The following is a 23936-nucleotide window of genomic DNA, read 5'->3' as shown; positions in this document are numbered from 1 at the left end:
CCGGTCGGCGGGCCGCCGCCGGGCGAGCGCGCCGCACCGATCCGCCACCAGGTCTTTCGAACATGTGTACGATAACCGCCATGGCGGCTGCTGCACGTTCCACCGACCGACCCGGAGCCCTCGACATCACCCGGAAGCTGGCCGAGATCTGCGGTCCGCCGTTCGCCCGTTTCGCCGGGCCGGCCGACGAGGTGGCCGGCCGCACCGCCCGTTGGGTGGCCGTGCCGGGCGGCCCGCACGCCGCGGCCGAGGTGCTGCGGCTGGCCGCGGCGCACGAACTGACAGTGGTCCCGCGCGGCGCCGGCACGAAGATCGACTGGGGCGCCGCCCCGGGCCAGGTCGACATCCTGCTCGACACCGGCCGGCTCGCCGGGGTGTGGCACGAGCCGCAGGTCGCCACCGTGGCCGAGATTGGCGCGGGCACCCCGTTGCGGGCGGTCCAGGCCGCACTCGGCCGCACCGGCCGGCGGCTCCCGGTCGACGCGCCCTCGCCCGGCGCGACGCTGGGCGGCGTGCTCGCCGCCGACGAGGCCGGCCCGTTGCGCCACCGGCACGGCAGCCCGTGCGCGCAGCTCGTCGGCGTTCGCTACCTGGACGCCGACGGCGAGCTGGTCAGCGTCGGCGAGTCCGGCACGGCGCGGCTCGGGCGGGCGGCGCCGGCGGGCGCCTTCGACGTCGGCGGCGGTGGCCCGCTCGCCGGAGGTTCGCCCGGCGGCGGGGGGCCATTGGCGGGAGGCGGCGCGCTCGGCGAGGGTTCGTTCCGGGGTGGCGGTCCGGTGGCCGGCGGTGGCTCGCTCCGGGGTGGAGGTGCACCGGCCGGGGGTGGCCCGTTCGTGGGCGGTGGTGCCGGTGCCGGCGGTGATGCCGTGCTCGGTCGGGGTGACCTGGCGGGGCTGGACGTGGCCCGGCTGCTCTGCGGCTCGCAGGGCGGGCTCGGCGTGCTGGTGTCGGCCACCATGCGGGTGCAGGCGCTGCCGGCCGGCCGGCTCTGGGTGTCCCGTCCGGTGTGGACCCCGCTGGAGGTGCACGACCTGGTCCGTGCGGTGCTCGCTGCCGGCGTCGAGCCGGCCGCCGTGGAGCTGGACCTGCCGGTGCCGGTGCCCCTGCCCCGTCGTCGGATCCCGGCGAGCCACCCCTCGGTCGCCGGTCGACCCGACCACCCGGCGGTGACCGGCCGGCCCGCGGCGGGCAGCCTGGTGGTGCTGCTGGAGGGTGGTCCGGCCGACGTGGCCGAACGGGCCCAGCGACTGACCGCCGTGCTCGGGGCCGAGGCCGTGGTCAACCACCACGCGCCCGAGTGGTGGGGGCGCTACCCGTTCGCCCCGGGCGACACCGCGCTGCGCATCGAGGTGCCGATCAACGACCTGCACGCCGCCGTCTACGCGCTGCGCGACGCGGCCGGCACACCGGTGCCGGTACGCGGCTCCGCCGGCATCGGCACCGTGCACGCCGCCCTGCCCGGCGCGCTGCCGCCGGGGCGGGTCGCCTCCATCCTCACCGCGGTCCGCAGCGTGCTGATCGCCCGGCAGGGCCGGTGCGTGGTGGTGGCGGCGCCCGCGCCGGTGCGCCACGCCGTCGACCTCTGGGGCGAGTTGCCGGCGCTGCCCCGGCTCCGCAGCGCCAAGGCCCACCTGGATCCGCACCACCGCCTCGCCCCCGGCCGGCTCCCGGGCGGCCTCTGATCACCGTGCTGCGTGCTCGACGGCCGCCCCGGCCTGCTCTCCTCCCGTGACCCGGCGAACGACCGCCCCACCCGCTCTGGGTGCCATCGACGTCTCGACGCACGTCAGTGGTGGTGGCGGGCTGACGCCACTCCGGCGGGGTGGTGGCACGCGCCCGGTCGGCGGTGGTGGTCGCGCTCGCCGGGCCGGTGGTGCTGGTCGCGCGCGCCCGCTCAGTTCGGCGGTACTGGTCGCGTGCGCCCGCCAGTTCGGCGTGGTGGCGGTGTCCCGATGGTGGGGATGCCGCCGCGTCGGCGAAGTGGTGTCGGCTCGCGCGAGTGCGGTGAGGGCGGTCGGGTCTGACAAGAAGAGGTCCCTGGGTTCGGGGCCTCATGACGCTCGGTCTGGTAACCCGCAGATCGGCCGGAGCGCCGCCAACCACGGCTCGCACCCGCCCAGCCGCCCCCCGTGCCCCTTCCGCTCCTCCTCCCAGGACCACGTTGATCAAGGAGTTGGCGTCAGCTTTTCGCGCCGTCCAGGACACAAACTCCTTGATCGACAGGGCGGCCGGGTGTGAACGCCCGGCGGGTCGTGCGGGGACGAAAGGGGCGATTCATGTGGCTAACTTCATGGTCGACCGGCAGGGCTGGGTTGGGGCGGGACCGGGTGGGGTGGGCGGGGAGTGGGGCTGGTCAGGGGGTGTCGTTGCGGAGGACCAGGACGGCTATGTCGTCGCGGGGTGGTTCCACCGAGAACGCGATGGTGGCGGCGCGCAGCCGTGCCGCGACCACGTCGGCCGAGTAGCCGGCCAGCGGCGCCGCCGACTCGCGCAGCCGCTCGGTGCCGAACAGCTCCCGGCCGCGCCGCCGCTCGGTGACCCCGTCGGTGTAGAAGATCAACGAGTCACCGGGCTTGAGTGCCAGTTCGGCGGTGGGGGTGGTGATCGTGTCGAGCAGACCGAGCGCGGTGCCGCCGGTGCCGACGAACGTCGCGCCGCCACCGCCGTGCAGCAGCACCGGCCGGTCGTGGCCGGCCAGGTGCAGGGCCACGTCGAGCTGGTCGCCGTCGCCGGGCGCGACCGCCGCCAGGGCCAGCGTGCAGTAGCGCCCGCCGCCGCGTTCGACGAGTGTCTCGTTGAGCCGGCCGAGCACCTCCGGCAGGGGTTTGCCGTCGCCCACCAGGACCCGGATCACGTCCCGGACCAGGCCGGTCACGGCCGCCGCCTGCACGCCCTTGCCGGACACGTCACCGACGACCACCAGCCAGCGGCCGTCCGGCAACGGCACCACGTCGTAGAAGTCGCCGCCGACCTCGGCGTCGTCGCCGGTCGGGACGTACTCGGCGGCGAACCCGATGCCCTCGACCACCGGGAGCACCGGCGGCAGCAGCGACTGCTGGAGCGTCTGCGCGACGCGGCGGCGTTCGGCGTGGATGCGCGCGTTCTCGATGGCCAGCGCGGCCCGCCGGGCCACGTCCTCCAGCACCGAGACCTCGTCCGGGTCGTGCCGGTGCCGTTGGTGCCGGCCCACCGCCAGGGTGCCGAGTCGCTGGCCACGGGCGATCAACGGTACGGCGATGCCGTCCACCGGCCCGCCCAGCGGCACCTGCGCGGCGCTGCGGGACGCCTCGCGCAGCCGGGACTGGACCGAGTCCGGGCCGGTCTCCTGAAGCACCCGGTGCAGGTGGGGCAGCATCGCCTCGTCGGCGTGGCTGGACGCGGCGAGGCGCAGCCGCCCCCACTCGTCGGTGGTGTGCACCGCGCACCACTGGCCGAGCCGGGGCACCACGAGCTGCGGGACGAGCGCCATGGTCAACTCGACGTCCAGGGACTGGGCGAGCAGCTCGCTGGCCTCGGCGAGGAACGTGAGCCAGGCGGAACGGCGTACGTCGGCCCGGCGCAGCCGGTCGTTCTCCAGGTGCAGCGAGAGCCGCTCGGCGGCGAGCACGGCCAGCGGCCGGGCGTACGTCGACGGCGCCGCGTCCAGTTCCAGCTCGCCGGCGTACGGGCGGTGCACCGCGAGCGGGACGCGGAGCAGTTCGTTGCCCTCCCGGGGTTGCCGGCCGTAGCGGGCGAAGACCTGGGTGCCCAGCCCGTCGCCCCGGTCCAGCCGCACGGTGCCGCCGGCGGCGCCCACCATCTCGGCGACCCGGGTGAGCAGTCCGGTGGCGAACTCGGGCAGCGGGTCGTCGGCGTACGGGTCGGGGGTGGTCTGCATCAGCTCGCTCATGGCGGCGGCGCTCGGCGTACCGTCGTCGGACCGTTCCGACCCGGCGGTCGCCACCCAGGCCCGGGCGCCGGCCGGCCGGCCGGGTCCGCGCGGGCCGGGGCGGTCGAGCCGGAACCAGACGCCCTTGCCGGTGGGGAGGTAGGTGGTGCCCCAGCGGCTGGCGAAGTGGTCGACCAGCAGCAGGCCACGTCCGCGCGCGGCCACCTCGGTGATGTCGGAGGTGGTGTTGCGCACACCGACGGTCAGCTCGTCGACCGGCCCGGAGGCGAAGTCGGTGACGGTCACGGTGAGGCCGGCGCGGTCGGCCTCGACCTCGATGTCCAGTTCGGTACGCGCGTGTTCGACCGCGTTGGTGGTCAGCTCGGTGGTGAGCAGCAGGGCCTCGTTGAGCAGTTCGGGCAGACCGGCCTCGAGGAGCATGGCGCGGACCAGCGCCCGGGCGGCAGCGGGGGTGCGCCGGTCGGCGGGGAGGCGGACGCGTCGGACGTGCTCGTCCGTGCCGCCACTCAGGGTCGGCCCCACCTCCGCTGACATCTTCGTATCCTCTACCGCCGCCGCCCCGGGTGCCAAGCGCCCCGGCCGAACCGACCAGTCGGGCGAATACGGCGCGTGACGCGCTGTCGGCGGGCGGTGACCTCGACGGAACGCGCGGCACAATGATGGGATGGCCGCGTGTCGGCACGAGCCGGTGGGCCCCGAGCTGAGCGAGGAATGATGACCACGGCGAAACAGTCGGTGACCGCGGATCCGTCCGCGTCCGACCACGAGGTGCTCCTCGGCGAGCTGGTCGAGGCGCTGCAGCGGGTGGCCCGCGGTGACCTCCGGGTCCGCCTGCCCCGGCGGGCGGGTCTGTCCGGCGAGGTCGCCGACGCGTTCAACGACGTGGTGTCGATGCAGGAGCGGCAGCACCTGGACCTGCGCCGGATCAGCCGGATCGTCGGCCGGGACGGGCGGCTCACCGAACGACTCGACGACGAGGGGCTGGACGGCTCCTGGGCGGAGGGGCAGCGGGCGATCAACTCGCTGATCGACGACCTGGGTCGGCCGACCACCGAGATCGCCCGGGTGATCGTGGCGGTGGCCGACGGCGACCTCTCCCAGCACATGGCGCTGGAGATCGACGGGCGCCCGCTGCGCGGCGAGTACCTGCGCATCGGCCGGACCGTGAACACGATGGTGGACCAGCTCTCGTCGTTCGCCGACGAGGTGACCCGGGTGGCCCGTGAGGTGGGCACCGAGGGCAAGCTGGGCGGTCAGGCCGACGTGCGCGGTGTCGCCGGCACCTGGAAGGACCTCACCGACTCGGTGAACACCATGGCGTCGAACCTCACCGGTCAGGTGCGGTCGATCTCCCAGGTGGCGACCGCGGTGGCGAAGGGCGACCTGTCGCAGAAGATCACGGTCGGGGCGCGCGGCGAGGTGGCCGAGCTGGCCGACACGATGAACTCGCTCACCGACACGCTGCGGCTCTTCGCCGAGCAGGTGACCCGGGTGGCCCGTGAGGTGGGCACCGAGGGCAAGCTCGGCGGCCAGGCCGAGGTGCCGGGCGTGGCCGGCACCTGGAAGGACCTGACCGACAACGTCAACTCGATGGCGTCGAACCTGACCTCCCAGGTGCGCAACATCGCCCAGGTGTCGACGGCGGTGGCCAAGGGCGACCTGAGCCAGAAGATCACGGTGGCGGCGCAGGGCGAGATCCTGGAGCTGAAGGACACCGTCAACACGATGGTGGACCAGTTGTCCTCGTTCGCCGACGAGGTGACCCGGGTGGCCCGTGAGGTCGGCATCGAGGGGAAGCTGGGCGGCCAGGCGCAGGTGCGCGGCGTCTCCGGCACCTGGCGTGACCTCACCGAGAACGTCAACCAGTTGGCCGGCAACCTGACCAGCCAGGTCCGCAACATCTCCCAGGTCTCCACCGCCGTGGCGAAGGGCGACCTGGGTCAGAAGATCACGGTGGACGCGCAGGGCGAGATCCTGGAGCTGAAGAACACCGTGAACACGATGGTGGACCAGCTGTCGTCGTTCGCCGACGAGGTGACGCGCGTGGCGCGCGAGGTGGGCACCGAGGGCAAGCTCGGCGGTCAGGCGCAGGTGAAGGGTGTCTCGGGCACGTGGCGGGACCTGACCGACAACGTGAACTCGATGGCGTCGAACCTGACCAGCCAGGTCCGCAACATCGCGTCGGTCACCACGGCGGTGGCGAAGGGTGACCTGTCGCAGAAGATCACGGTGGACGCCCGGGGCGAGATCCTGGAGCTGAAGTCCACGGTGAACACGATGGTGGACCAGCTGTCGTCGTTCGCCGACGAGGTGACCCGGGTGGCCCGCGAGGTGGGCACCGAGGGCAAGCTCGGCGGTCAGGCCCAGGTGCGCGGCGTGGCGGGCACCTGGCGCGACCTGACCGACAACGTGAACTCGATGGCGTCGAACCTGACCGCGCAGGTGCGGAACATCGCCCAGGTGTCGACGGCCGTCGCGAAGGGCGACCTGTCGCAGAAGATCACGGTGGACGCGCAGGGCGAGATCCTGGAGCTGAAGTCCACCGTGAACACGATGGTGGACCAGCTGTCGTCGTTCGCCGACGAGGTGACCCGGGTGGCCCGTGAGGTGGGCACCGAGGGCAAGCTGGGTGGTCAGGCCCAGGTGAAGGGCGTCTCCGGCACGTGGCGGGACCTGACCGACAACGTGAACTCGATGGGGTCGAACCTGACCAGTCAGGTCCGCAACATCGCGTCGGTCACCACGGCGGTGGCCCGGGGCGACCTGGGTCAGAAGATCACGGTGGACGCGCAGGGCGAGATCCTGGAGCTGAAGAACACCGTCAACACGATGGTCGACCAGCTGTCGTCGTTCGCCGACGAGGTGACCCGGGTGGCCCGCGAGGTGGGCACCGAGGGCAAGCTCGGCGGTCAGGCCCAGGTGAAGGGCGTCTCCGGCACCTGGCGCGACCTCACCGAGAACGTCAACCAGCTCGCCTCGACCCTGACCACGCAGTTGCGCGCCATCGCGCAGGTCTCCACGTCGGTGACCCGTGGCGACCTGACCCAGCGGATCAACGTGAAGGCGCAGGGCGAGGTCGCCGAGCTGAAGGACAACATCAACCAGATGATCGTCACCCTCCGGGAGACGACCAAGAAGAACGCCGAGCAGGGCTGGCTCGACTCCAACCTGGCCCGCATCGGCGGCCTGTTGCAGGGCCAGCGGGACCTGGGCGAGGTCTGCCGCATGATCATGCAGGAGGTGACGCCGCTGGTGGACGCGCAGCTCGGCGCGTTCTTCCTGGCGGACAGCTCCGAGGGCAGCATGCGGCTGCGGCTCACCGCCTCCTACGGGTACGTGGCCCGGGGCCACGACGTCACGTTCGGCCCCGGCGAGGGGCTGGTCGGGCAGGCCGCGCTCTCCCGCCGGACCATCCGGGTCAAGGCCCAGCCGGACGGGCGGCTGGTGGTGCGCTCCGGGCTGGCCGACACGCCGCCGGCGGACCTGGTGGTGCTCCCGGTGCTGTTCGAGGGCGAGCTGCTCGGCGTGATCGAGTTCGCCGGCGTGGCCACCTTCTCCGAGCTGCACCTGGCGTTCCTGGAGCGGCTGGTGCTCACCATCGGCGTCGCGGTCAACACCATCCAGGCCAACCGGCGTACGGAGGAGCTGCTGGCGCAGTCGCAGCGGCTGGCGCACGAGATGCAGGACCAGTCGGCGGAGTTGCAGCGCACCAACGCCGAGCTGGAGGACAAGGCGAAGCTGCTGTCGGAGCAGAAGGCCAACATCGAGACGCAGAACCGGGAGATCGAACTGGCCCGGCTCGGCCTGGAGGAGAAGGCGCAGCAGCTGACCCGGGCGTCGGCGTACAAGTCGGAGTTCCTGGCCAACATGAGCCACGAGCTGCGGACGCCGCTGAACTCGCTGCTCCTGCTGGCCCGGCTGCTGGCGGAGAATCCGGAGCGCAACCTCAGCGCGAAGCAGATCGAGTTCGCCCGGACCATCCACGGCGCCGGGTCGGACCTGCTGTCGCTGATCGACGACATCCTCGACCTGTCGAAGATCGAGGCGGGTCGGATGGACGTGGAGCCCACCGAGATCCAGTTCGCCGAGATCCGTGGCTACGTCGAGCAGGCGTTCGCGCCGCAGGCCGAGGAGAAGGGCCTGGACTTCCAGGTCCGGGTCAGCCAGGACCTGCCGCCGGCGCTGGTCACCGACGCGCAGCGGTTGCAGCAGATCCTGCGCAACCTGCTCTCCAACGCGGTGAAGTTCACCGACAACGGCGCGGTGACGTTGCGCATCGGTCCGGCGGCCGACAACGCGGTCTTCGACGTGCCGGCGTTGACCAACGCCCAGCGGGTCATCGCGTTCACCGTGATCGACACCGGGATCGGCATCTCGGACGACAAGCTGTCGCTGATCTTCGAGGCGTTCCAGCAGGCCGACGGCACGACCAGCCGCCGCTACGGCGGCACCGGCCTCGGCCTGTCGATCAGCCGGGACCTGGCCCGCCTGCTCGGCGGCACGATCACCGTGTCGTCCGCGCCCGGTCAGGGCTCGACGTTCACCCTCTTCGTACCGGACGTGCTGGCGCCGGACGCGGTGGTGGCGCCGGCGCCGCCGTCGCCGAGCCGCGCGGGCCTGCCGTCGTCGCTGCTCATGCCGATGGAGCTGCCGCAGCCGCAGGAGACGCCGACGACCCGGCGGCTGGACGGTGTGACCGTTCTGATCATCGACGACGACGTGCGGAACGTGTTCGCGCTGACGTCCGCGTTGGAACTGCACGGGATGACCGTGTTGTACTCGGACAACGGGGTGGACGGTGTCCGCCAGCTCGCCGAGCATCCGGAGGTGGACATCGTCCTGATGGACGCCATGATGCCGGACCAGGACGGGTACGAGACGACCGCGCAGATCCGCCGCAACCACCGCTTCGCGGACCTGCCGATCGTCTTCCTGACCGCCAAGGCGATGCCCGGCGACCGGGAGTCGGCGCTCGCGGCCGGCGGCAGCGACTACATCACCAAGCCGGTGGATCTGGACGAGCTGATCGAGCTGATGGCGTCCTGGATCGGCCGGAGTCGAGGCGAGGAGAGCGCGTGACGCAGACGGCCAAGGCCCTGCTGGTGGACGACCGGCGGGAGAACCTGATGGCGCTGGAGGCGATCCTCCAGGGTCTCCCGGTGCAGTCGGTCGCGGTGGAGAGCGGGGAGGCCGCGCTCAAGCAGCTCCTGGTGGACGACTTCGCGGTGATCCTGCTCGACGCCCAGATGCCGGACATGGACGGCTTCGAGACCGCCACCCACATCAAGCGGCGGGAGCGGACCCGGCACGTGCCGATCATCTTCCTCACCGCGGCGGACAAGGACGCCCAGCTCGCGCTGCGCGGCTACGCGGTGGGCGCGGTCGACTACCTGACCAAGCCGTTCGACCCGTGGGTGCTGCGGGCCAAGGTGTCGGTCTTCGTCGAGCTGTGGGTGAAGACCCGGCAGCTCGCCGCCCAGTCGGACCTGGTGCGGGAGCGGGACCTGCAGTGGCGGCACCTCACCGACGCGGTCGACGAGGCGACGACGCTGCTGCGGACCGACGACGACCCGGCGACCCGGGAGCGCGCGGCGGACCTGCTGGAGCAGGCCCGCTGGGGCAACACCCGCTGAGGGCTCAGCCCTCGGCCGGGCCGCCGTGCCCGGCGGCGGCGCGTCGGGCCCGCCACCGGTCGCCGAGGGCCTCCACCTCCTCCTGGACGAAGAGGAAGAAGTCGCGCATCTCGGCGACCCGCTCGCCGGCCGGGGTGCTCCGGCCGCGCAGCGCGTCCACACCGCCGCCGGCGATGTCGATGAAGGTCTTGTAGAGCGTGGTCTTGGTGATGGTCGCCTCGTACCAGGGGTTGTCGGGCATCCGGTAGCGGTCGCGCCGGGAGCCCTTGACCGGCTCGCGGACCAGCATGGCGAACTGGGTGAGGTAGCGCACGGCGCCGCTCACGGCCGCCGCGCTCACGCCCAGTCGTTCGCCGATCTCGCCGGCGGTGAGCGGGTCGTCGGCGCTCATCACGGTAAACAGCACCCGGGCGGCCATCCGGGGGAAGCCGACGTCGGCGAAGGCCATCGCCATCCGCTCGACGAAGAGGTGGACCTCCTCCTCGTCGTGGTGCGACGGCTGGCTCATGGTCGTCTCCTCGGCGCTCATCCCCGCGATCGTCTCTCACGTCTCACTGTCTTCACAAGTTTATGAAATGAGCGTAGCTTCCGAAGCATGGAAACCACAATCGAGGTGTCCGGCCTGGTGAAGACGTTCGGCCGGACCCGGGCGCTCGACGGACTCGACCTGACCGTCCGCACCGGGGAGGTGCACGGCTTCCTCGGCCCCAACGGGTCCGGCAAGTCCACCACCATCCGGGTGCTGCTCGGTCTGCTGCGGGCGGACGCGGGGGCCGTCCGACTGCTCGGCGGTGACCCGTGGCGGGACGCGGTGGCCCTGCACCGCCGTCTCGCGTACGTGCCGGGCGACGTCACGCTCTGGCCCAACCTCAGCGGCGGCGAGGTGATCGACCTGCTCGGTCGCCTGCGCGGCGGGCTCGACCCGAAGCGCCGCGCCGAACTGCTGGAGTCGTTCGAGCTGGACCCGCGCAAGAAGGGCCGCACCTACTCCAAGGGAAACCGGCAGAAGGTCGGCCTGGTGGCCGCGCTCGCCTCCGACGTCGAACTGCTCATCCTGGACGAACCGACCTCCGGGCTCGACCCGCTGATGGAGGAGGTCTTCCAGCACTGGGTCCGCCGGGCCCGCCAGGACGGCCGCACCGTGCTGCTCTCCAGCCACATCCTGGCCGAGGTGGAGGCGCTCTGCGACCGGGTGACGATCATCCGGGCCGGCCGCGCGGTCGAGTCGGGCACGCTCGGCGACCTGCGTCACCTGCACCGCACCGCGATCGACGCCGAGGTCGCCGCCCCGCTCGACGGCCTGGCCGACCTGCCCGGCGTGCACGACCTGCGGGTGGACGGGCAGCGGGTGCGCTTCGACGTGGACGCCGCCGCGCTCGACGCCGCGCTGCGCCGCCTCACCGAACTGGGCGTCCGCAGCCTGGTCAGCACGCCACCGACGCTGGAGGAACTGTTCCTGCGGCACTACGAGACGACGCCCGAGGGGGTGGCCCGGTGAGCACGCTCACCGGGACCCGCCACCTGGCCCGGCTGATCCTGCGCCGGGACCGCGTCCTGCTGCCGCTCTGGGTGCTGGTCCTCGCCGCGCTGCCGATGTCGTACGCGGCCAGCTTCTTCGAGCTGTTCCCGACCGCGGCCGAGCGGGCCGCGTACACCGAGGGCACCGCCCGCAACCCGTCCATCGTCGCGCTGCTCGGCCCGGTCTACGGCGACAGCGTGGGCGCGCTGACCGCCCAGCGCAGCGGCTTCCTGCTGGTGATCGTCGGCCTGGCCAGCCTGCTCACGGTGATCCGGCACACCCGGACCGAGGAGGAGGCCGGCCGACGGGAGCTGCTCGGCGGCAGCGTGCTCGGCCGGTACGCCGGACTGACCGCCGCACTGCTGGTCACGTACGCGGCCGACCTGCTGCTCGGCCTGCTCACCGCCGCCGGCCTGGCCTCGGCCGGGCTGCCGGCCGCCGGCTCGTCCGCGTACGGCCTCGCCGTGGCGCTGACCGGGATGGCGTTCGCCACGCTCGGCGGACTGGCCGCGCAGCTCACCGAGACCGCGGGCGGGGCACGGGGGATCGGCATCGCGGGTCTCGGCGCCGCCTTCGGGCTGCGCCTGGTCGGGGACACCGCCGGCAACGACTGGCCGAGCTGGCTGTCGCCGCTGGGCTGGGCGGCGCGGGTGCGCGCGTACGAGGGGGACCGGTGGTGGGTGCTGCTGCTGCCACTGGCCGCCACGGTGCTGCTCGCCGCGCTCGCGTACCCGGTCTCGGTCCGCCGCGACCTGGGCGCGGGGGTGCTCCCGCCCCGGCTCGGGCCGGCCGCCGCGGGCAGCGCGTTGTCCGGCCCGTTCGGCCTGGCCTGGCGGCTGCACCGGGGGCAGATCCTCTGGTGGTCGGTCGGGTTCGGCCTGCTGGGGTTGATCCTCGGTGGCGCCGCCGAGGCGGCCGGCCGGTCGGTGGAGGGCAATCCGCAGCTGGAGCAGATCATGGCGCGGCTCGGTGGGGCCTCCGGGCTGGCGGACGCCTACCTCGGCGCCACGCTGAGCCTGGCCGGTCTGGCCGCGGCCGGGTACGGGATCCAGGCCGCGCTGCGGATGCGCGCCGAGGAGTCCGCCGGGCGGGCGGAGCCGGTGCTCGCCACCGGGACGCACCGGTCGACCTGGCTGCTTTCGCACGTGGTGTTCGCGCTGCTCGGCCCCGTGGTGGTGTTGGCGACGACGGGCCTGGCCACCGGCCTGACCTACGGGTTCAGCGTGGGTGACGTGCCCCGGCAGCTGGGCCGGATGCTCGGCGCGAGCCTGGCCCAGGTGCCGGCCGCGTGGGTGCTGGCCGGGCTCGCCGTGCTGCTCTACGGCCTGCTGCCCCGGCTCGCCCCGGCCACCTGGGCGGTGCTGGCGGTCTGCGTGCTGCTCGGCCAGCTCGGCGCGGTGCTGGAGCTGGACCAGTGGCTGCTGGACCTGTCGCCGTTCACGCACACCCCGCAGGTGCTGCGTCCCACCTGGACCGCGACGCCGTTGGCCGTGCTCACCGTCCTGGCCGTGACCCTGACCACCACCGGCCTGCTCACCTTCCGCCGCCGCGACCTCCCCGTCACGTGACACCAACCCCGCCGATCTTGCACTTGCCGCCCCGACAAAAGGGGTGAACGCCCCATGCTGGGGGCGCGAAGTGCAAGATCGGCGAGGGTTGGGGGATCGGCGGGGGCTGGGGGATCAGCGGATCATCAGGGCGCTGCGGAGGCCGGTGATGTCCAGGACGCGCAGCAGGAAGTCGCCGACGTTGGTGAGGATCAGCAGGCACTGCGTGTGGCTGGCCTTGCGGCTGAGCACCACGAGCGTGCCGAGGCCCTGGGAGTCGCAGAAGGTGACGCCGCCGAGGTCGAGCACGATGCGCGGGGGCGGATCCGCCAGCACCTCGTTGACCACCGTCGAGAGCTGGGCGGCCGTGAGCATGTCGATCTCACCGGCCAGGCGAAGCACGGCTTCGTCACCCGTCCGGTGTACGGTGATGGACAGTTCGGCACGATCCACCCGGTCAGCCTATCGCGATCTCGACGACCGGGCCTGTCGAGCGGTCCGCCGGTCGGTCCTCCACGCCGGCCCGACCAGGCGTGAGCCGGGTAACCCCCGTTGCGGGGTGGCTGCCGGCCACCGGCCGGGCGCTGACACAATGGCCACATCGTGACCGAGACCTTTTCCGCCGGATCCGGCCGTTACCCGGCCGACGCCCCGGCCTCCGAGGCCCTGTTCGACCGCGCCAAGGCCGTCGTGCCCGGCGGGGTGAACTCCCCCGTGCGCGCGTTCCGAGCCGTCGGCGGCACGCCGCGCTTCATGGTCCGGGGGAGGGTCCCTGGCTCTTCGACGCCGACGGTCGCCGTTACGTCGACCTGGTCTGCTCCTGGGGTCCGTTGATCCTCGGCCACGCCCACCCGGCCGTGGTGGAGGCGCTGCGCGAGGCCGCCGCGCTGGGCACCAGCTTCGGCACGCCCACCCCGGGCGAGGTCGACCTGGCCGAGGAGATCATCGCGCGCACGCCGGTCGAGCAGGTGCGCCTGGTCAACTCCGGCACCGAGGCGACCATGTCGGCGATCCGGCTGGCCCGGGGCTTCACCGGCCGCGCCAAGATCATCAAGTTCGCCGGCTGCTACCACGGCCACTCCGACGCGCTGCTCGCCGCCGCCGGCTCCGGCGTGGCCACGTTCGGGCTGCCCGACTCGCCCGGCGTCACCGGCGCCGCCGCCGGCGACACGATCGTGCTGCCGTACAACGACCTGCGCGCGGTCGAGGAGGCGTTCGCCGCCGAAGGCCCGCACATCGCCGCGGTCATCACCGAGGCCGCCGCCGGCAACATGGGTGTGATCGCCCCGCGCGACGGCTTCAACGCCGAGCTGGCCCGGATCGCCCACGCGAACGGCGCGCTGCTCATCGTCGACGAGGTGATGACCGGGTTCCGGGTCTCCCGCGCCGGGTGGCACGGCCTCGACGCCTCCGACGCCGACCTGTGGACGTACGGGAAGGTCATGGGTGGTGGCCTGCCCGCCGCGGCGTTCGGCGGGCGCGCGGAGATCATGGCGAGGCTGGCCCCGGCCGGCCCGGTCTACCAGGCCGGCACGCTCTCCGGGAACCCGCTCGCCTGCGCGGCCGGGCTGGCCACGCTGCGGCTGGCCGACGACGCGCTCTACCGCCGGCTCGACGAGACGTCCGCGGCGCTGGGCAAGCTCGCCACCGAGGCGCTGTCGGAGGCCGGTGTGCCGCACCGCCTCTCCACCGCCGGCAACATGTTCTCGATCTTCTTCACCGACGCCGACGTGCGCGACTACGACAGCGCCCGCACCCAGCAGGTGCCGGCGTTCAAGGCGTTCTTCCACGCGATGCTCGCCGCCGGCGTCTACCTGCCGCCGAGCGCGTTCGAGTCGTGGTTCGTCTCGGCGGCCATCGACGACGCCGCGTGGGAGCAGATCGCGGCCGCCCTGCCGGGGGCGGCGCGGGCGGCGGCAGCGGCCGGACACGGGGGGTAACCAATGGCGGAGACGGTGGTACACGTGCTGCGGCACGGCGAGGTGCACAACCCGGACGGCATCCTCTACGGCCGGCTGCCCGGGTTCCGCCTCTCCGAGCTGGGCGTGCAGATGGCCAAGGCCGCCGCGCAGGCGCTGGCCGAGCGCACCGTGGTGCACGTGGTGGCCAGCCCGCTGGAACGCGCCCAGCAGACCGCCGAGCCGATCGCCGCCCAGTTCGGCCTCTCCGTCGGCGTCGACGAGCGGCTGATCGAGAGCGCGAACTGGTTCGAGGGCAAGAAGGTCTCGCCCGGCGACGGTTCCTTCCGCGACCCGCGCAACTGGTGGGTGCTGCGGGACCCGGTCACCCCGTCCTGGGGTGAGGCCTACCAGGTGATCGCCGAGCGGATGTTCGCCGCGCTGCACGCCGCCCGGGTGGCCGCCGAGGGGCGCGAGGCGGTGCTCGTCTCGCACCAGCTGCCGATCTGGACGCTGCGCCGGCACGTCGAGCGCAAGCGGCTCTGGCACGACCCCCGCCGCCGGCAGTGCGGTCTGGCCAGCCTCACCTCGTTCCACTTCGACGGGGCGAAGATCGTCGGCATCGGCTACTCCGAGCCGGCCGCCCACCTGATCGCGATCTCGCCGACCGCCCGGACGGCCAAGGGGGCCTGATGCTCACCCGGAGGCTCGCCGCCGCCCTGCTCGCCGCCGTCACCGCCGGTACGGCGCTGGTCGGCTGCTCCTCCGGCACGCAGGAGAGCCGGTGCACCGCCGACGGCTCCGTCGTCACCTGCGCCCCCGACCAGCGGTCGAAGACCCCGAAGGTCAGCGGTGAACTGCTCACCGGCGGCAGCTACGACATCTCCCAGGACCGGGGCCAGGTCGTGGTGGTCAACTTCTGGGGCTCCTGGTGCGCGCCCTGCCGGGCCGAGGCGGACGACCTGGAGGCCACCTACCAGGCCACCAGGGCCGCCGGCGTGACGTTCCTCGGCATCAACGTGCAGGACAGCAAGGACAAGGCGATCGCGTTCGAGGAGGGGCGGGTCACCTACCCCAGCGTCTTCGACCCGCCCAGCCGCCAGGCGCTCAACTTCGACATCCCGCCGAACACCACGCCGGCGACGGTGGTGCTCGACCGCGACGGCCGGATCGCCGTGGTGATCCGGCGCGCCGTGACCCGGGACGAGCTGCGGCCGATCGTGGAGAAGGTCGCCGCCGAGCGGCCGGCGCCGAACGGCTCCCGCTGATGGGCGAGACGTTCGCTGAGCTCGCGTCGTCCGGGCCGTTGCTGCTCGCGGTGGGTGCGGCGGTCCTCGCCGGCCTGGTGAGCTTCCTCTCCCCGTGCGTGCTCCCGCTGATGCCCGGCTACCTTTCCTACGTGACCGGCCTGGCCGGCTCCGACCTGGAGGGTGCAAGGAAGGGCCCCCGCTCAACGCCTCCGGTAGAGGAAGGGGCCCCGCTCAACACCGGCGCCGGCACCGGGGTGGGCGTCGTGGAACGGGCGCCGGAGCGGACCACCGCCGCCGTCAAGGGGCGGGTGCTCGCCGGCACGCTGCTCTTCATCGCCGGCTTCACCGCTGTGTTCGTCTCCACCGCGATCCTCTTCTCCGGCGTCGGCCGGCTCTTCTTCCGGTACGAGCGCACGCTGGAGATCGTCATCGGCGCGCTGGTGGTGGTGCTCGGGCTCGGCTATCTCGGCCTGGTCCCCGGCATGCAGCGCGAGTTCCGGATCCGCTGGCTGCCCGCCGCCGGTCTGCTCGGCGCGCCGGTCCTCGGCGCGGTCTTCGCGCTCAGCTGGCTGCCGTGCACCGGCCCGACGCTCGGCGCGGTGCTCGGCATGGCGGTCACCGAGGGCGGCACCGACCGGGCCGTGGTGCTCGCCGTGGCGTACTGCCTCGGGCTGGGGGTACCGTTCGTCGCCTTCGGGCTGGGCTTCCAGCGCCTGCTCGGGGTGTTCCGCGCCGTCCGGCGCAACAGCCGCTGGGTCACCCGGATCGGTGGCGCGCTGCTGATCGTGATCGGCCTGGCGCTGGTCACGGGCGGCTGGCAGAACGTGGTGATCTGGTTGCAGACGCACGTCGGGGTGGGCGAGGTGAGCATCTGATGACGACCGTGGACGACCGGCCGGCCACCCCGCCGGCCGAGGCGCCCCGACGACGGGTCAACCCGGTGCTGGCCCTGCTGCGCAACTCGTGGCGGCAGCTCACCAGCATGCGTACCGCCCTGATCCTGCTGTTCCTGCTCGCGGTCGCCGCGATTCCCGGCTCGGTGCTGCCGCAGCGCGGGGTCAACCCGGAGAAGGTCAACGAGTGGTTCGCCGACCACCCCGACCTGGCGCCCCGGCTGGACCAGATCGGCATGTTCGAGGTCTTCGGCTCGGTCTGGTTCTCCGCGATCTACCTGCTGCTGTTCACCTCCCTGATCGGCTGCATCCTGCCCCGGGCCCGCGACCACGTGCGCGCGCTGCGGATGCGCCCGCCGGCCGCCCCGAAGCGGTTCGACCGGCTGCCCCAGCACGCGGTGCTGGAGGCCCCGGCCGCCGCCGATCCCGAGGCGATCGCGGCGGTGCTGCGCCGCCGCCGGTGGCGGGTCACCGTCCGGGGCAACGAGGTCTCCGCCGAGAAGGGCTACCTCAAGGAGACCGGCAACCTGCTCTTCCACGTGTCGCTGGTCGCCGTCCTGCTCGGGGTGGCGCTCGGATCCTGGTACGGCTGGCACGGCAACCGGATCCTGGTCGCCGGCGCGGACAACGCGTTCTGCAACACCCGCCAGCAGTACGCCGAGGCGTCGCTCGGCCCCCGCGTGGACAGCGCCGACCTGCCGCCGTTCTGCCTCACGCTGGAGAAGTTCGAGGCCGACTACCTCGACTCCGGGCAGGCGTCCCGCTTCTGGGCCACGGTGTCGGTGGACGAGCCGGGCCGGGACGTCCGCAGCGCCGGTTTCTCGGTCAACTCGCCGCTGCGGCTCGGCTCGGCCAACGTCTACCTGCTCGGCAACGGCTATGCGCCGGTGTTGAAGTACACCGACCGGTACGGCAAGAGCCAGACCAGCGACGAGCCGTTCCTGCGCACCGGCGACCCGAACGCGACCGAGGAGGGGGTGGCGATCTTCCCGGACGCGAACATCGATCCGAAGACCGGCACCCGGGCCCCGGACCAGCAGGTCGCCTTCGACGGCCTCTACCTGCCCACCGCGCCGGAGAGCGCGCCGTTCGTCGCGTCGCGGTTCCCGGCCGAGCGGGACCCGGTGGTGAACCTGACCGCCTACCGGGGCAACCTCGGGCTGGACGCCGGCATCCCGGGCTCGGTCTACCAGCTCGACCAGCGGCAGGTCGCCAACGGCAAGCTCAAGCAGATCGGCACCAAGCTGCTCCGGCCGGGCGAGACGTGGACCCTGGACGACGGCAGCACGCTGGAGTTCGTCGGCACCGAGCCGTACGTCACGCTCGCCGTCCGGCACGCGCCCGGGCAGACGCTGCTGCTGGTGGCCAGCGGCACGCTGCTGCTCGGCCTGATGGGCTCGCTGTTCGCCCGCCGCCGCCGGGTCTGGTTCCGGGTTTCGCCCCCCGAGGGTGGATCTCCGACGAGCGGTAGTAGTTTGGTGGAGGCCGGTGGGCTGCCGCGCACCGAGCACCCAGGGTTCGCCGACGAGTTCGCGCAGCTCGTCGCCGCGGTCAGCGGCGGCGGGTCGGACGACCGGCGGGCGCGAGAAGGAGACGAGTGATGTCCGCACTCTCCGACCAGCTGGTCACGTTCGCGATCCTGGCGTACCTGGTCGCGATGATCAGCCACGCCGTCGAGTTCGCGGTGGGCAACGCCCGCAAGGTGGTCGCGGCCTCCCCGGCCCGGGAGCTGGTCGGCGCGGGCGTCGGCGGCGCCGGTGGGACGGTGGACGAGCCGGTCGCGCCGCAGCGCCCCGACCGCTCGGCCGCGCGGGCCGCCCTGGCCGGGCGGATCGCCGCCTGGCTCACCACGCTCGCCGCCGCGCTGCACCTGGGCGCGGTGGTCACCCGGGGCCTCGCCGCCGAGCGGATGCCCTGGGGCAACATGTACGAGTTCGTGCTGACGGTCACCTGGATCGGGGTGGCCGCCTGGCTCGTGGTGCTCTGGAAGCAGCCGTCGTTGCGCCGGCTCGGGCTGTTCCTGACGCTGGTGATGGTGCTGCTGCTGGCGTTCGCCGAGCTGAAGCTCTATGTGCAGGTGCAGCCGCTGATGCCGGCGCTGCAGTCGTACTGGTTCATCATCCACGTCTCGACGATCATCTTCGCCTCGGGCATCTTCCTGCTGGGCGTGGTGCCCGCCGCCGCGTACCTGATGCGGTCCGGCTGGGAGCAGGGGCGGCGCAGCTTCCCGTACACCCTGGCCCGCCGGCTGCCGGCGGCGGCCGGCCTGGAGCGGCTGACCTTCACCCTGCACGCCTTTGCCTTCCCGATCTTCACCTTCGCGGTGATCGCCGGGGCGATCTGGGCCGAGGCGGCCTGGGGCCGGGCCTGGGGTTGGGACCCGAAGGAGACCTGGGCGTTCATCTCCTGGGTGGTCTACGCGGGTTACCTGCACGCCCGGGCGACGCCGAGCGTGCGGCGCAACGTGGCCACCTGGATCGCGATCGTGGGCTTCCTGACCGTGCTGATGAACCTGTTCGGGGTCAACTTCTTCTTCACCGGCCTGCACTCGTACGCCGGCGTGAACTGATCCCGCTCAGCACCTCGTCCACCCGGCGGGTGACCTGGTAGGCCACCTCGGGCAGGTCGGCCAGGTCGAGGCGGTCGGCCCGCAGCGCGAACTGGGCGTGCAGCTCGCGGGCCACCGCGTCGCGGATGTCGGCCTGGAGCGGGGTCAGGCCGTCCGGATCTCCCACCACGTACGCGTCGTCCATCCGTCCATTCGGCGCCCGCTCCGGACCGGCGGTCAAGGGGCGGAGGATTTCCTCACCCGCCGAACCAGCCGGGGACGTCGAGGCGGAACACGTCGGCCGGGACCATCCGGCGCAGGTCGTCCTCGATGGCCGTGACCCGGTCGGCGCCGAGCGTGGCGGCCCACCGCCCGCGCAACTGGTCGAAGACGGCCGCGGAGCGGTGCAGCCCGTCGCGGCCCTTCGCCGTCACCCGGACCAGTTTGCGGCGCGCGTCCGCCGCGTCGTCGACCCGTTCCAGGTAGCCGAGCGCGACCAGCCGGTCCACCGTCTTCCCGGCGGCCTGCTTCGAGACGCCGAGGCGTTGCCCGAGGTCGGAGGCGGTGGTGCCGGCCGGGCCGACGGCCTGGAGCACGAAGCCGTGCGCCGGGCGCAGGTCGGGGTGCCCCTGGCGGGCCAGCTCGGCGTGCAGGTCGTCGACGAGCGTGCGGAAGCCGGCGAGCAGGAGCAGTGGCAGCGCGAAGCCGGGCCGGTCAGGCGTTGTCATGTTCGACAACCTCGTTTACTATTTCGTCAACCACGTTGACTATCTTACGAGAGGGGCCCTCCGATGTCCCACTTCACCGCGTACGAACTCGACACCGCGCCCGACGCCGCCCGTCCGGTGATGGCCGGCGTCCGCCGCGCCCTGGGCCACCTGCCCGCCGCCGTCGGCCTGATGGCCGGATCGCCCGAGCTGCTCAAGGGCTTCCTCGCCGCCAACGCGGCCTTCGAGGCCACCGACCTCGACCCGGTCGCCCGGGAGGTGGTCGTGCTGACCGTGGCCACCCGCAACGGATGCCACCTCTGCGTGGCCATGCACACCGCGACGCTCACCCGGCACGACGCCGCGCCCGAGCTGGTCGAGGCGCTGCGCGACGGCACGACGTTGCCCGAGCCCCGGCTGGAGGCGCTGCGCCGCTTCACCGTCGCCGTGCTCGACCACCGGGGCGCGGTCGCAGACGCCGAGCTGGACGCACTCCTCGCCGCCGGCTGGCAGCCCCGGCACGCGCTCGACGTGGTGCTCGGCGTCGGCACGTACACCATCTCCACGTTCGCGAACCGGCTCACCGCCGCGCCACTCGACGAACCCCTTCAGGAGTACGCCTGGACGCCGGCCGCCTGAGCCGGGACCGCTGCCCCGGCACTGACCTGCCCGGGCGCTCGTCAGCCCCGCAGGAAGGGCAGCAGCAGGGCGGCGAGCTTCGCCGGTTGCTCCTCGAAGAGCCAGTGGCCGCACTCCTCGACCACCTCGCCGGTGACCGTGTCGGCATAGCGGCGCACCTGCTCGGCCACCTGCCCGCCGAGGCTGGCCTGGGCGCCGACGGCGAGCACCGGCATCGGCAGCTTCGTGGCCCGGTACGCCGTGTTGTCCGCGACGTCCTGCCCGAAGGCGCGGAAGTAGGCGAAGCTGGCCCGCAGGTGCGCCTCGTCGCGCAGGTGGCCCGCGTACTCCTCGACGTCGTCCGGGCCCAGGCTGCCCTTGTTGACCATGATGGAGTCGGTGAAGCGGTCGACCCAGAGCGCCTCCCGGCCGGCGACGAGCTGCTCGGGCAGGCCGTTAAGGACGGTGAAGAAACCGAAGTTCCACACCGCCGGGCCGGCGGCGGTCAGCGCGGGGATCGTGTAGATGCTCTCATCGGGGATCGGCGCCTCACTGAGCACCAGCCGGGCGACGGAGTCGGGGTGGGCGGCGGCGTAGGCGTACGCGACCATGGTGCCCAGGTCGTGGCCGACCAGCCGGATGTCCCCGGCCAGGTCGAGCCCGGTGAGCAGCCCGTGCAGGTCGGCGGCGACGGTCTTCTTGTCGTACCCGCCGGGCGGAGCGTCGCTGTCTCCGAAGCCGCGCAGGTCGGGGGCGATCACCTCGTACGACTGCGCCAGCTCCGGCAGCAGGTGCCGCCACATGCGCCAGCACTGCGGATAGCCGTGCAGCAGCACCAGCGTGGGCCCCCGACCGCCCCGGACATAGTTCCAGGTCACCTCGCCGACCCGTACCTGCTGCTCGGTGAGGCCCGCTGGCACCCGTTCCCCGCCCATGCCGCGGACTACCCGGCTGACCCCCGTCCATGCGGTCGGGGTGTTAAGAGGGGGCCCCGCCTCTACCGCAGGCGTTAAGAAGGGGCCCTTCCTTGCACCTCAGGGAGGTGGGGGAGGATGGAGGTATGGCGCGTGGCTTCCCGTACACCGATCTCAAGGACTTCGTCGCGGCGCTGGAGCGCGCCGGGGAACTGCGGCGGGTGAGCGTCCCGGTCGACCCCACGCTGGAGATCAGCGAGGTGGTCACCCGGACCGTCCGCGACGGCGGGCCGGCGCTGCTGTTCGAGCGGCCCACCCGGGGCGAGATGCCGGTGGCGATCAACCTGTTCGGCACCGAGAAGCGGATGGCCATGGCGCTCGGCGTCGAGCGGCTCGACGAGATCGGCGAGCGGATCGGCGAGATGCTCAAGCCGGAGCTGCCGCAGGGCTTCGCCGGCATGATGGGCGGGCTCGGCAAGGTCATGCAGCTCAAGTCCATGCCGCCGAAGAAGGTGAAGACCGCCCCCTGCCAGCAGGTGGTCTACCGGGGCGACGACGTCGACCTGAACCGCCTGCCCGGGCTCCAGGTCTGGCCGGGCGACGGCGGCATCTTCCACAACTTCGGGCTGACCCACACCAAGCACCCGGAGACCGGCAAGCGCAACCTCGGGCTCTACCGGCTCCAGCAGCACTCGCGCAACACGCTCGGCGTGCACTGGCAGATCCACAAGAACTCCACCGCGCACCACGCGGTCGCCGAACGGCTCGGGCAGCGGCTGCCGGTGGCCATCGCCATCGGCGCCGACCCGGCCGTCGCCTATTCGGCCAGCGCGCCGCTCCCCGCCGACATCGACGAATACCTGTTCGCCGGCTTCCTGCGCGGTGAGCGGGTCGAGATGGTCGACTGCCTCACCGTGCCGCTCCAGGTGCCGGCGCACTCGCAGATCGTGCTGGAGGGCTACCTGGAGCCGGGCGAGCGACTGCCCGAGGGGCCGTTCGGCGACCACACCGGCTTCTACACGCCGGTGGAGCCGTTCCCGGTGCTGCACATCGAGTGCATGACCACCCAGCGCGACCCGGTCTACCACTCGATCGTCACGTCCCAGCCGCCGCAGGAGGACCACGGCCTCGGCAAGGCCACCGAGCGGATCTTCGCGCCGCTGCTGCGCTTCCTGATCCCGGACATCGTCGACTACGACCTGCCGGCCGCCGGGGTCTTCCACAACTGCGCGATCGTGTCGATCCGCAAGCGCTACCCGAAGCACGCGCAGAAGGTGATGAACGCGATCTGGGGCGCGCACATGATGTCGCTGACCAAGCTGATCGTGGTCGTCGACGAGGACTGCGACGTGCACGACTACCAGGAGGTCGCCTTCCGCGCCTTCGGCAACGTCGACTACGCCCGCGACCTGATGGTCACCGAAGGGCCGGTGGACCACCTGGACCACGCGTCCTACCAGCAGTTCTGGGGCGGCAAGGCGGGCGTCGACGCGACCCGCAAGCTGCCCGAGGAGGGCTACTCCCGAGGCTGGCCGGAGGAGATGCGGATGTCACCCGAGGTGGTCTCGCTGGTCGACAAGCGCTGGAAGGAGTACGGGATCCGATGACGGCGGCAGTGCAGGAGCGGCCCGGCCGGATCTCGTCCTTCCTCAAACTCGTCGCCATCGAGCACTCGGTGTTCGCGCTGCCGTTCGCGTACCTGTCGGCGCTCACCGCGATGCGGCTCGACGGCGGGCGGGTGCGCTGGGGAGACCTGCTGCTGATCACCGTGGCGATGGTGGGCGCGCGGACGTTCGCCATGGCCGCGAACCGGATCCTCGACCGGCGGATCGACGCGCGCAACCCGCGTACGGCGAACCGGGAACTGGTCACCGGGGCGGTGAGCGTGCGGACGGCCTGGACCGGCGCGGCCGTCGCGCTGGTGGTCTTCCTGGCCGCCGCCGCCCTGCTCAACCCGCTGTGCCTGGCACTCGCCCCGCTGGCCGTGGTGCCGCTGGTGGTCTACCCGTACGGCAAGCGCTTCACCAACTGGCCGCATGCCATCCTCGCGGTGGCCCAGGCGGTCGGCCCGGTCGGCGCCTGGCTGGCGGTCACCGGCACGCTCGCCGGCTCCGGGCCGGCGTGGCTGCTCGGCGCCGCGGTCGGCCTGTGGATCGGCGGCTTCGACCTGATCTACGCCTGCCAGGACTCCGAGATCGACCGGCAGATCGGCGTGCACAGCGTCCCCGCCCGGTACGGCCGGCGGTTCGCGCTGCACGCCTCCACCGTCGCGCACGTGGTGACGTTCGCGTTGTTCATCTGGTTCGGCGCGCTGGTCGGCTTCGGCTGGCTCTGGTGGATCGGACTGGCGCTCACCGCGGTCGCCTTCGCCTACCAGCACCTGGTGGTCAGCCCCACCGACCTGAGCAAGGTCAACCGGGCGTTCTTCACCGCCAACGGCTTCGTCGGCATCGCGCTGTTCGTCCTCGCCCTGCTCGACCTCGTGGTGCGGCTCGGCCTGCGTCCGTGACCCGGCCGGCC

Annotated in this window: 19 protein-coding genes and 1 pseudogene; 14 read left to right on the top strand and 6 right to left on the bottom strand. The window is 72.7% G+C overall.

The features are described 5' to 3' along the window. Nucleotides 1–80: 80 nt before the first annotated feature. Nucleotides 81–1682, top strand: a complete 1602-nt coding sequence (locus tag CO540_RS18105; RefSeq protein ID WP_099162967.1) for an FAD-binding oxidoreductase — start codon at nucleotides 81–83, stop codon at nucleotides 1680–1682. Nucleotides 1683–2353: 671 nt separating this feature from the next. On the opposite strand, the gene CO540_RS18100 is transcribed toward CO540_RS18105, so the two are convergent. Then, the gene (locus CO540_RS18100; protein ID WP_099162966.1) at nucleotides 2354–4423 is read right to left on the bottom strand and encodes a SpoIIE family protein phosphatase; all 2070 of its coding nucleotides are present in this window, start codon (nucleotides 4421–4423) and stop codon (nucleotides 2354–2356) included. 180 nt (nucleotides 4424–4603) lie between these two features. Between CO540_RS18100 and CO540_RS18095 the strand changes: the two genes are divergently transcribed. After that, nucleotides 4604–8968, top strand: coding sequence for a HAMP domain-containing protein (locus tag CO540_RS18095; protein WP_099164822.1), 4365 nt, complete (start codon nucleotides 4604–4606; stop codon nucleotides 8966–8968). Then, a complete protein-coding gene (locus CO540_RS18090) occupies nucleotides 8965–9522 on the top strand; it encodes a two-component system response regulator (RefSeq protein WP_091565313.1) in 558 nt (185 codons plus the stop codon). The genes CO540_RS18095 and CO540_RS18090 overlap by 4 nt, the downstream gene beginning before the upstream one ends. A 4-nt stretch (nucleotides 9523–9526) precedes the next feature. On the opposite strand, the gene CO540_RS18085 is transcribed toward CO540_RS18090, so the two are convergent. Further along, nucleotides 9527–10051: a GbsR/MarR family transcriptional regulator gene (locus tag CO540_RS18085; protein ID WP_253866024.1), complete on the bottom strand. Its 525-nt coding sequence runs from the start codon at nucleotides 10049–10051 to the stop codon at nucleotides 9527–9529. A gap of 66 nt (nucleotides 10052–10117) precedes the next feature. On the opposite strand from CO540_RS18085, the gene CO540_RS18080 reads away from it, so the two are divergent. Together CO540_RS18080 and CO540_RS18075 are read left to right on the top strand one after the other, a co-directional pair. Continuing rightward, on the top strand, nucleotides 10118–11020 hold the full coding sequence (locus tag CO540_RS18080) for an ABC transporter ATP-binding protein (RefSeq protein WP_099162965.1): 903 nt from the start codon (nucleotides 10118–10120) through the stop codon (nucleotides 11018–11020). Then, nucleotides 11017–12609 carry an ABC transporter permease gene (locus CO540_RS18075; RefSeq protein ID WP_099162964.1) on the top strand — a complete coding sequence of 531 codons (1593 nt, stop codon included), beginning with the start codon at nucleotides 11017–11019 and terminating at the stop codon, nucleotides 12607–12609. Before CO540_RS18080 ends, CO540_RS18075 begins: the two co-directional genes overlap by 4 nt. Nucleotides 12610–12723: 114 nt before the next feature. Here the strand turns inward: CO540_RS18075 and CO540_RS18070 are convergent, their stop codons facing one another. Then, complete coding sequence (locus CO540_RS18070; protein ID WP_091565301.1) at nucleotides 12724–13041, bottom strand: STAS domain-containing protein; 318 nt, start codon at nucleotides 13039–13041, stop codon at nucleotides 12724–12726. Nucleotides 13042–13191: 150 nt separating this feature from the next. On the opposite strand from CO540_RS18070, the pseudogene hemL reads away from it, so the two are divergent. From hemL to ccsB, 6 genes and pseudogenes are all read left to right on the top strand, one after another. Next, nucleotides 13192–14528 (top strand): annotated as a pseudogene (gene hemL, locus CO540_RS18065) (glutamate-1-semialdehyde 2,1-aminomutase). A gap of 3 nt (nucleotides 14529–14531) precedes the next feature. After that, the gene (locus CO540_RS18060) at nucleotides 14532–15179 is read left to right on the top strand and encodes a histidine phosphatase family protein (RefSeq protein ID WP_091565295.1); all 648 of its coding nucleotides are present in this window, start codon (nucleotides 14532–14534) and stop codon (nucleotides 15177–15179) included. Further along, nucleotides 15179–15754, top strand: a complete 576-nt coding sequence (locus tag CO540_RS18055; RefSeq protein WP_099162963.1) for a TlpA disulfide reductase family protein — start codon at nucleotides 15179–15181, stop codon at nucleotides 15752–15754. The genes CO540_RS18060 and CO540_RS18055 overlap by 1 nt, the downstream gene beginning before the upstream one ends. Then, nucleotides 15754–16611 (top strand): cytochrome c biogenesis CcdA family protein, encoded by an 858-nt coding sequence (locus tag CO540_RS18050; RefSeq protein ID WP_099162962.1) that lies wholly within the window; start codon nucleotides 15754–15756, stop codon nucleotides 16609–16611. The genes CO540_RS18055 and CO540_RS18050 overlap by 1 nt, the downstream gene beginning before the upstream one ends. Continuing rightward, a complete protein-coding gene (locus tag CO540_RS18045) occupies nucleotides 16611–18230 on the top strand; it encodes a cytochrome c biogenesis protein ResB (protein WP_099162961.1) in 1620 nt (539 codons plus the stop codon). Before CO540_RS18050 ends, CO540_RS18045 begins: the two co-directional genes overlap by 1 nt. Beyond that, nucleotides 18230–19198, top strand: coding sequence for a c-type cytochrome biogenesis protein CcsB (gene ccsB, locus CO540_RS18040; RefSeq protein WP_099162960.1), 969 nt, complete (start codon nucleotides 18230–18232; stop codon nucleotides 19196–19198). The genes CO540_RS18045 and ccsB overlap by 1 nt, the downstream gene beginning before the upstream one ends. On the opposite strand, the gene CO540_RS18035 is transcribed toward ccsB, so the two are convergent. Both CO540_RS18035 and CO540_RS18030 read right to left on the bottom strand, forming a co-directional pair. Beyond that, a complete protein-coding gene (locus CO540_RS18035; protein ID WP_253866022.1) occupies nucleotides 19164–19418 on the bottom strand; it encodes a hypothetical protein in 255 nt (84 codons plus the stop codon). The genes ccsB and CO540_RS18035 overlap by 35 nt on opposite strands. A gap of 16 nt (nucleotides 19419–19434) precedes the next feature. After that, a complete protein-coding gene (locus tag CO540_RS18030; protein WP_099162958.1) occupies nucleotides 19435–19905 on the bottom strand; it encodes a MarR family winged helix-turn-helix transcriptional regulator in 471 nt (156 codons plus the stop codon). Between the two features lie 63 nt (nucleotides 19906–19968). On the opposite strand from CO540_RS18030, the gene CO540_RS18025 reads away from it, so the two are divergent. After that, nucleotides 19969–20523: a carboxymuconolactone decarboxylase family protein gene (locus tag CO540_RS18025; RefSeq protein WP_099162957.1), complete on the top strand. Its 555-nt coding sequence runs from the start codon at nucleotides 19969–19971 to the stop codon at nucleotides 20521–20523. A 41-nt stretch (nucleotides 20524–20564) separates the two neighbouring features. Here the strand turns inward: CO540_RS18025 and CO540_RS18020 are convergent, their stop codons facing one another. Then, on the bottom strand, nucleotides 20565–21422 hold the full coding sequence (locus CO540_RS18020; RefSeq protein ID WP_253866020.1) for an alpha/beta fold hydrolase: 858 nt from the start codon (nucleotides 21420–21422) through the stop codon (nucleotides 20565–20567). A 140-nt stretch (nucleotides 21423–21562) separates the two neighbouring features. Between CO540_RS18020 and CO540_RS18015 the strand changes: the two genes are divergently transcribed. Then, a complete protein-coding gene (locus CO540_RS18015; RefSeq protein ID WP_099162955.1) occupies nucleotides 21563–23023 on the top strand; it encodes a menaquinone biosynthesis decarboxylase in 1461 nt (486 codons plus the stop codon). Then, entirely contained in the window at nucleotides 22999–23925 is a 927-nt protein-coding gene (mqnP, locus tag CO540_RS18010; RefSeq protein ID WP_371682307.1) for a menaquinone biosynthesis prenyltransferase MqnP, read from the top strand. The genes CO540_RS18015 and mqnP overlap by 25 nt, the downstream gene beginning before the upstream one ends. Nucleotides 23926–23936 lie beyond the last annotated feature (11 nt).

It is taken from the genome of Micromonospora sp. WMMA2032, from assembly GCF_002688545.1.
Taxonomy (GTDB): Bacteria; Actinomycetota; Actinomycetes; order Mycobacteriales; family Micromonosporaceae; genus Micromonospora; species Micromonospora sediminicola.
Note: the sequence above shows the minus strand (reverse complement) of the source record. Positions and strands in the feature narration are given on the sequence as shown.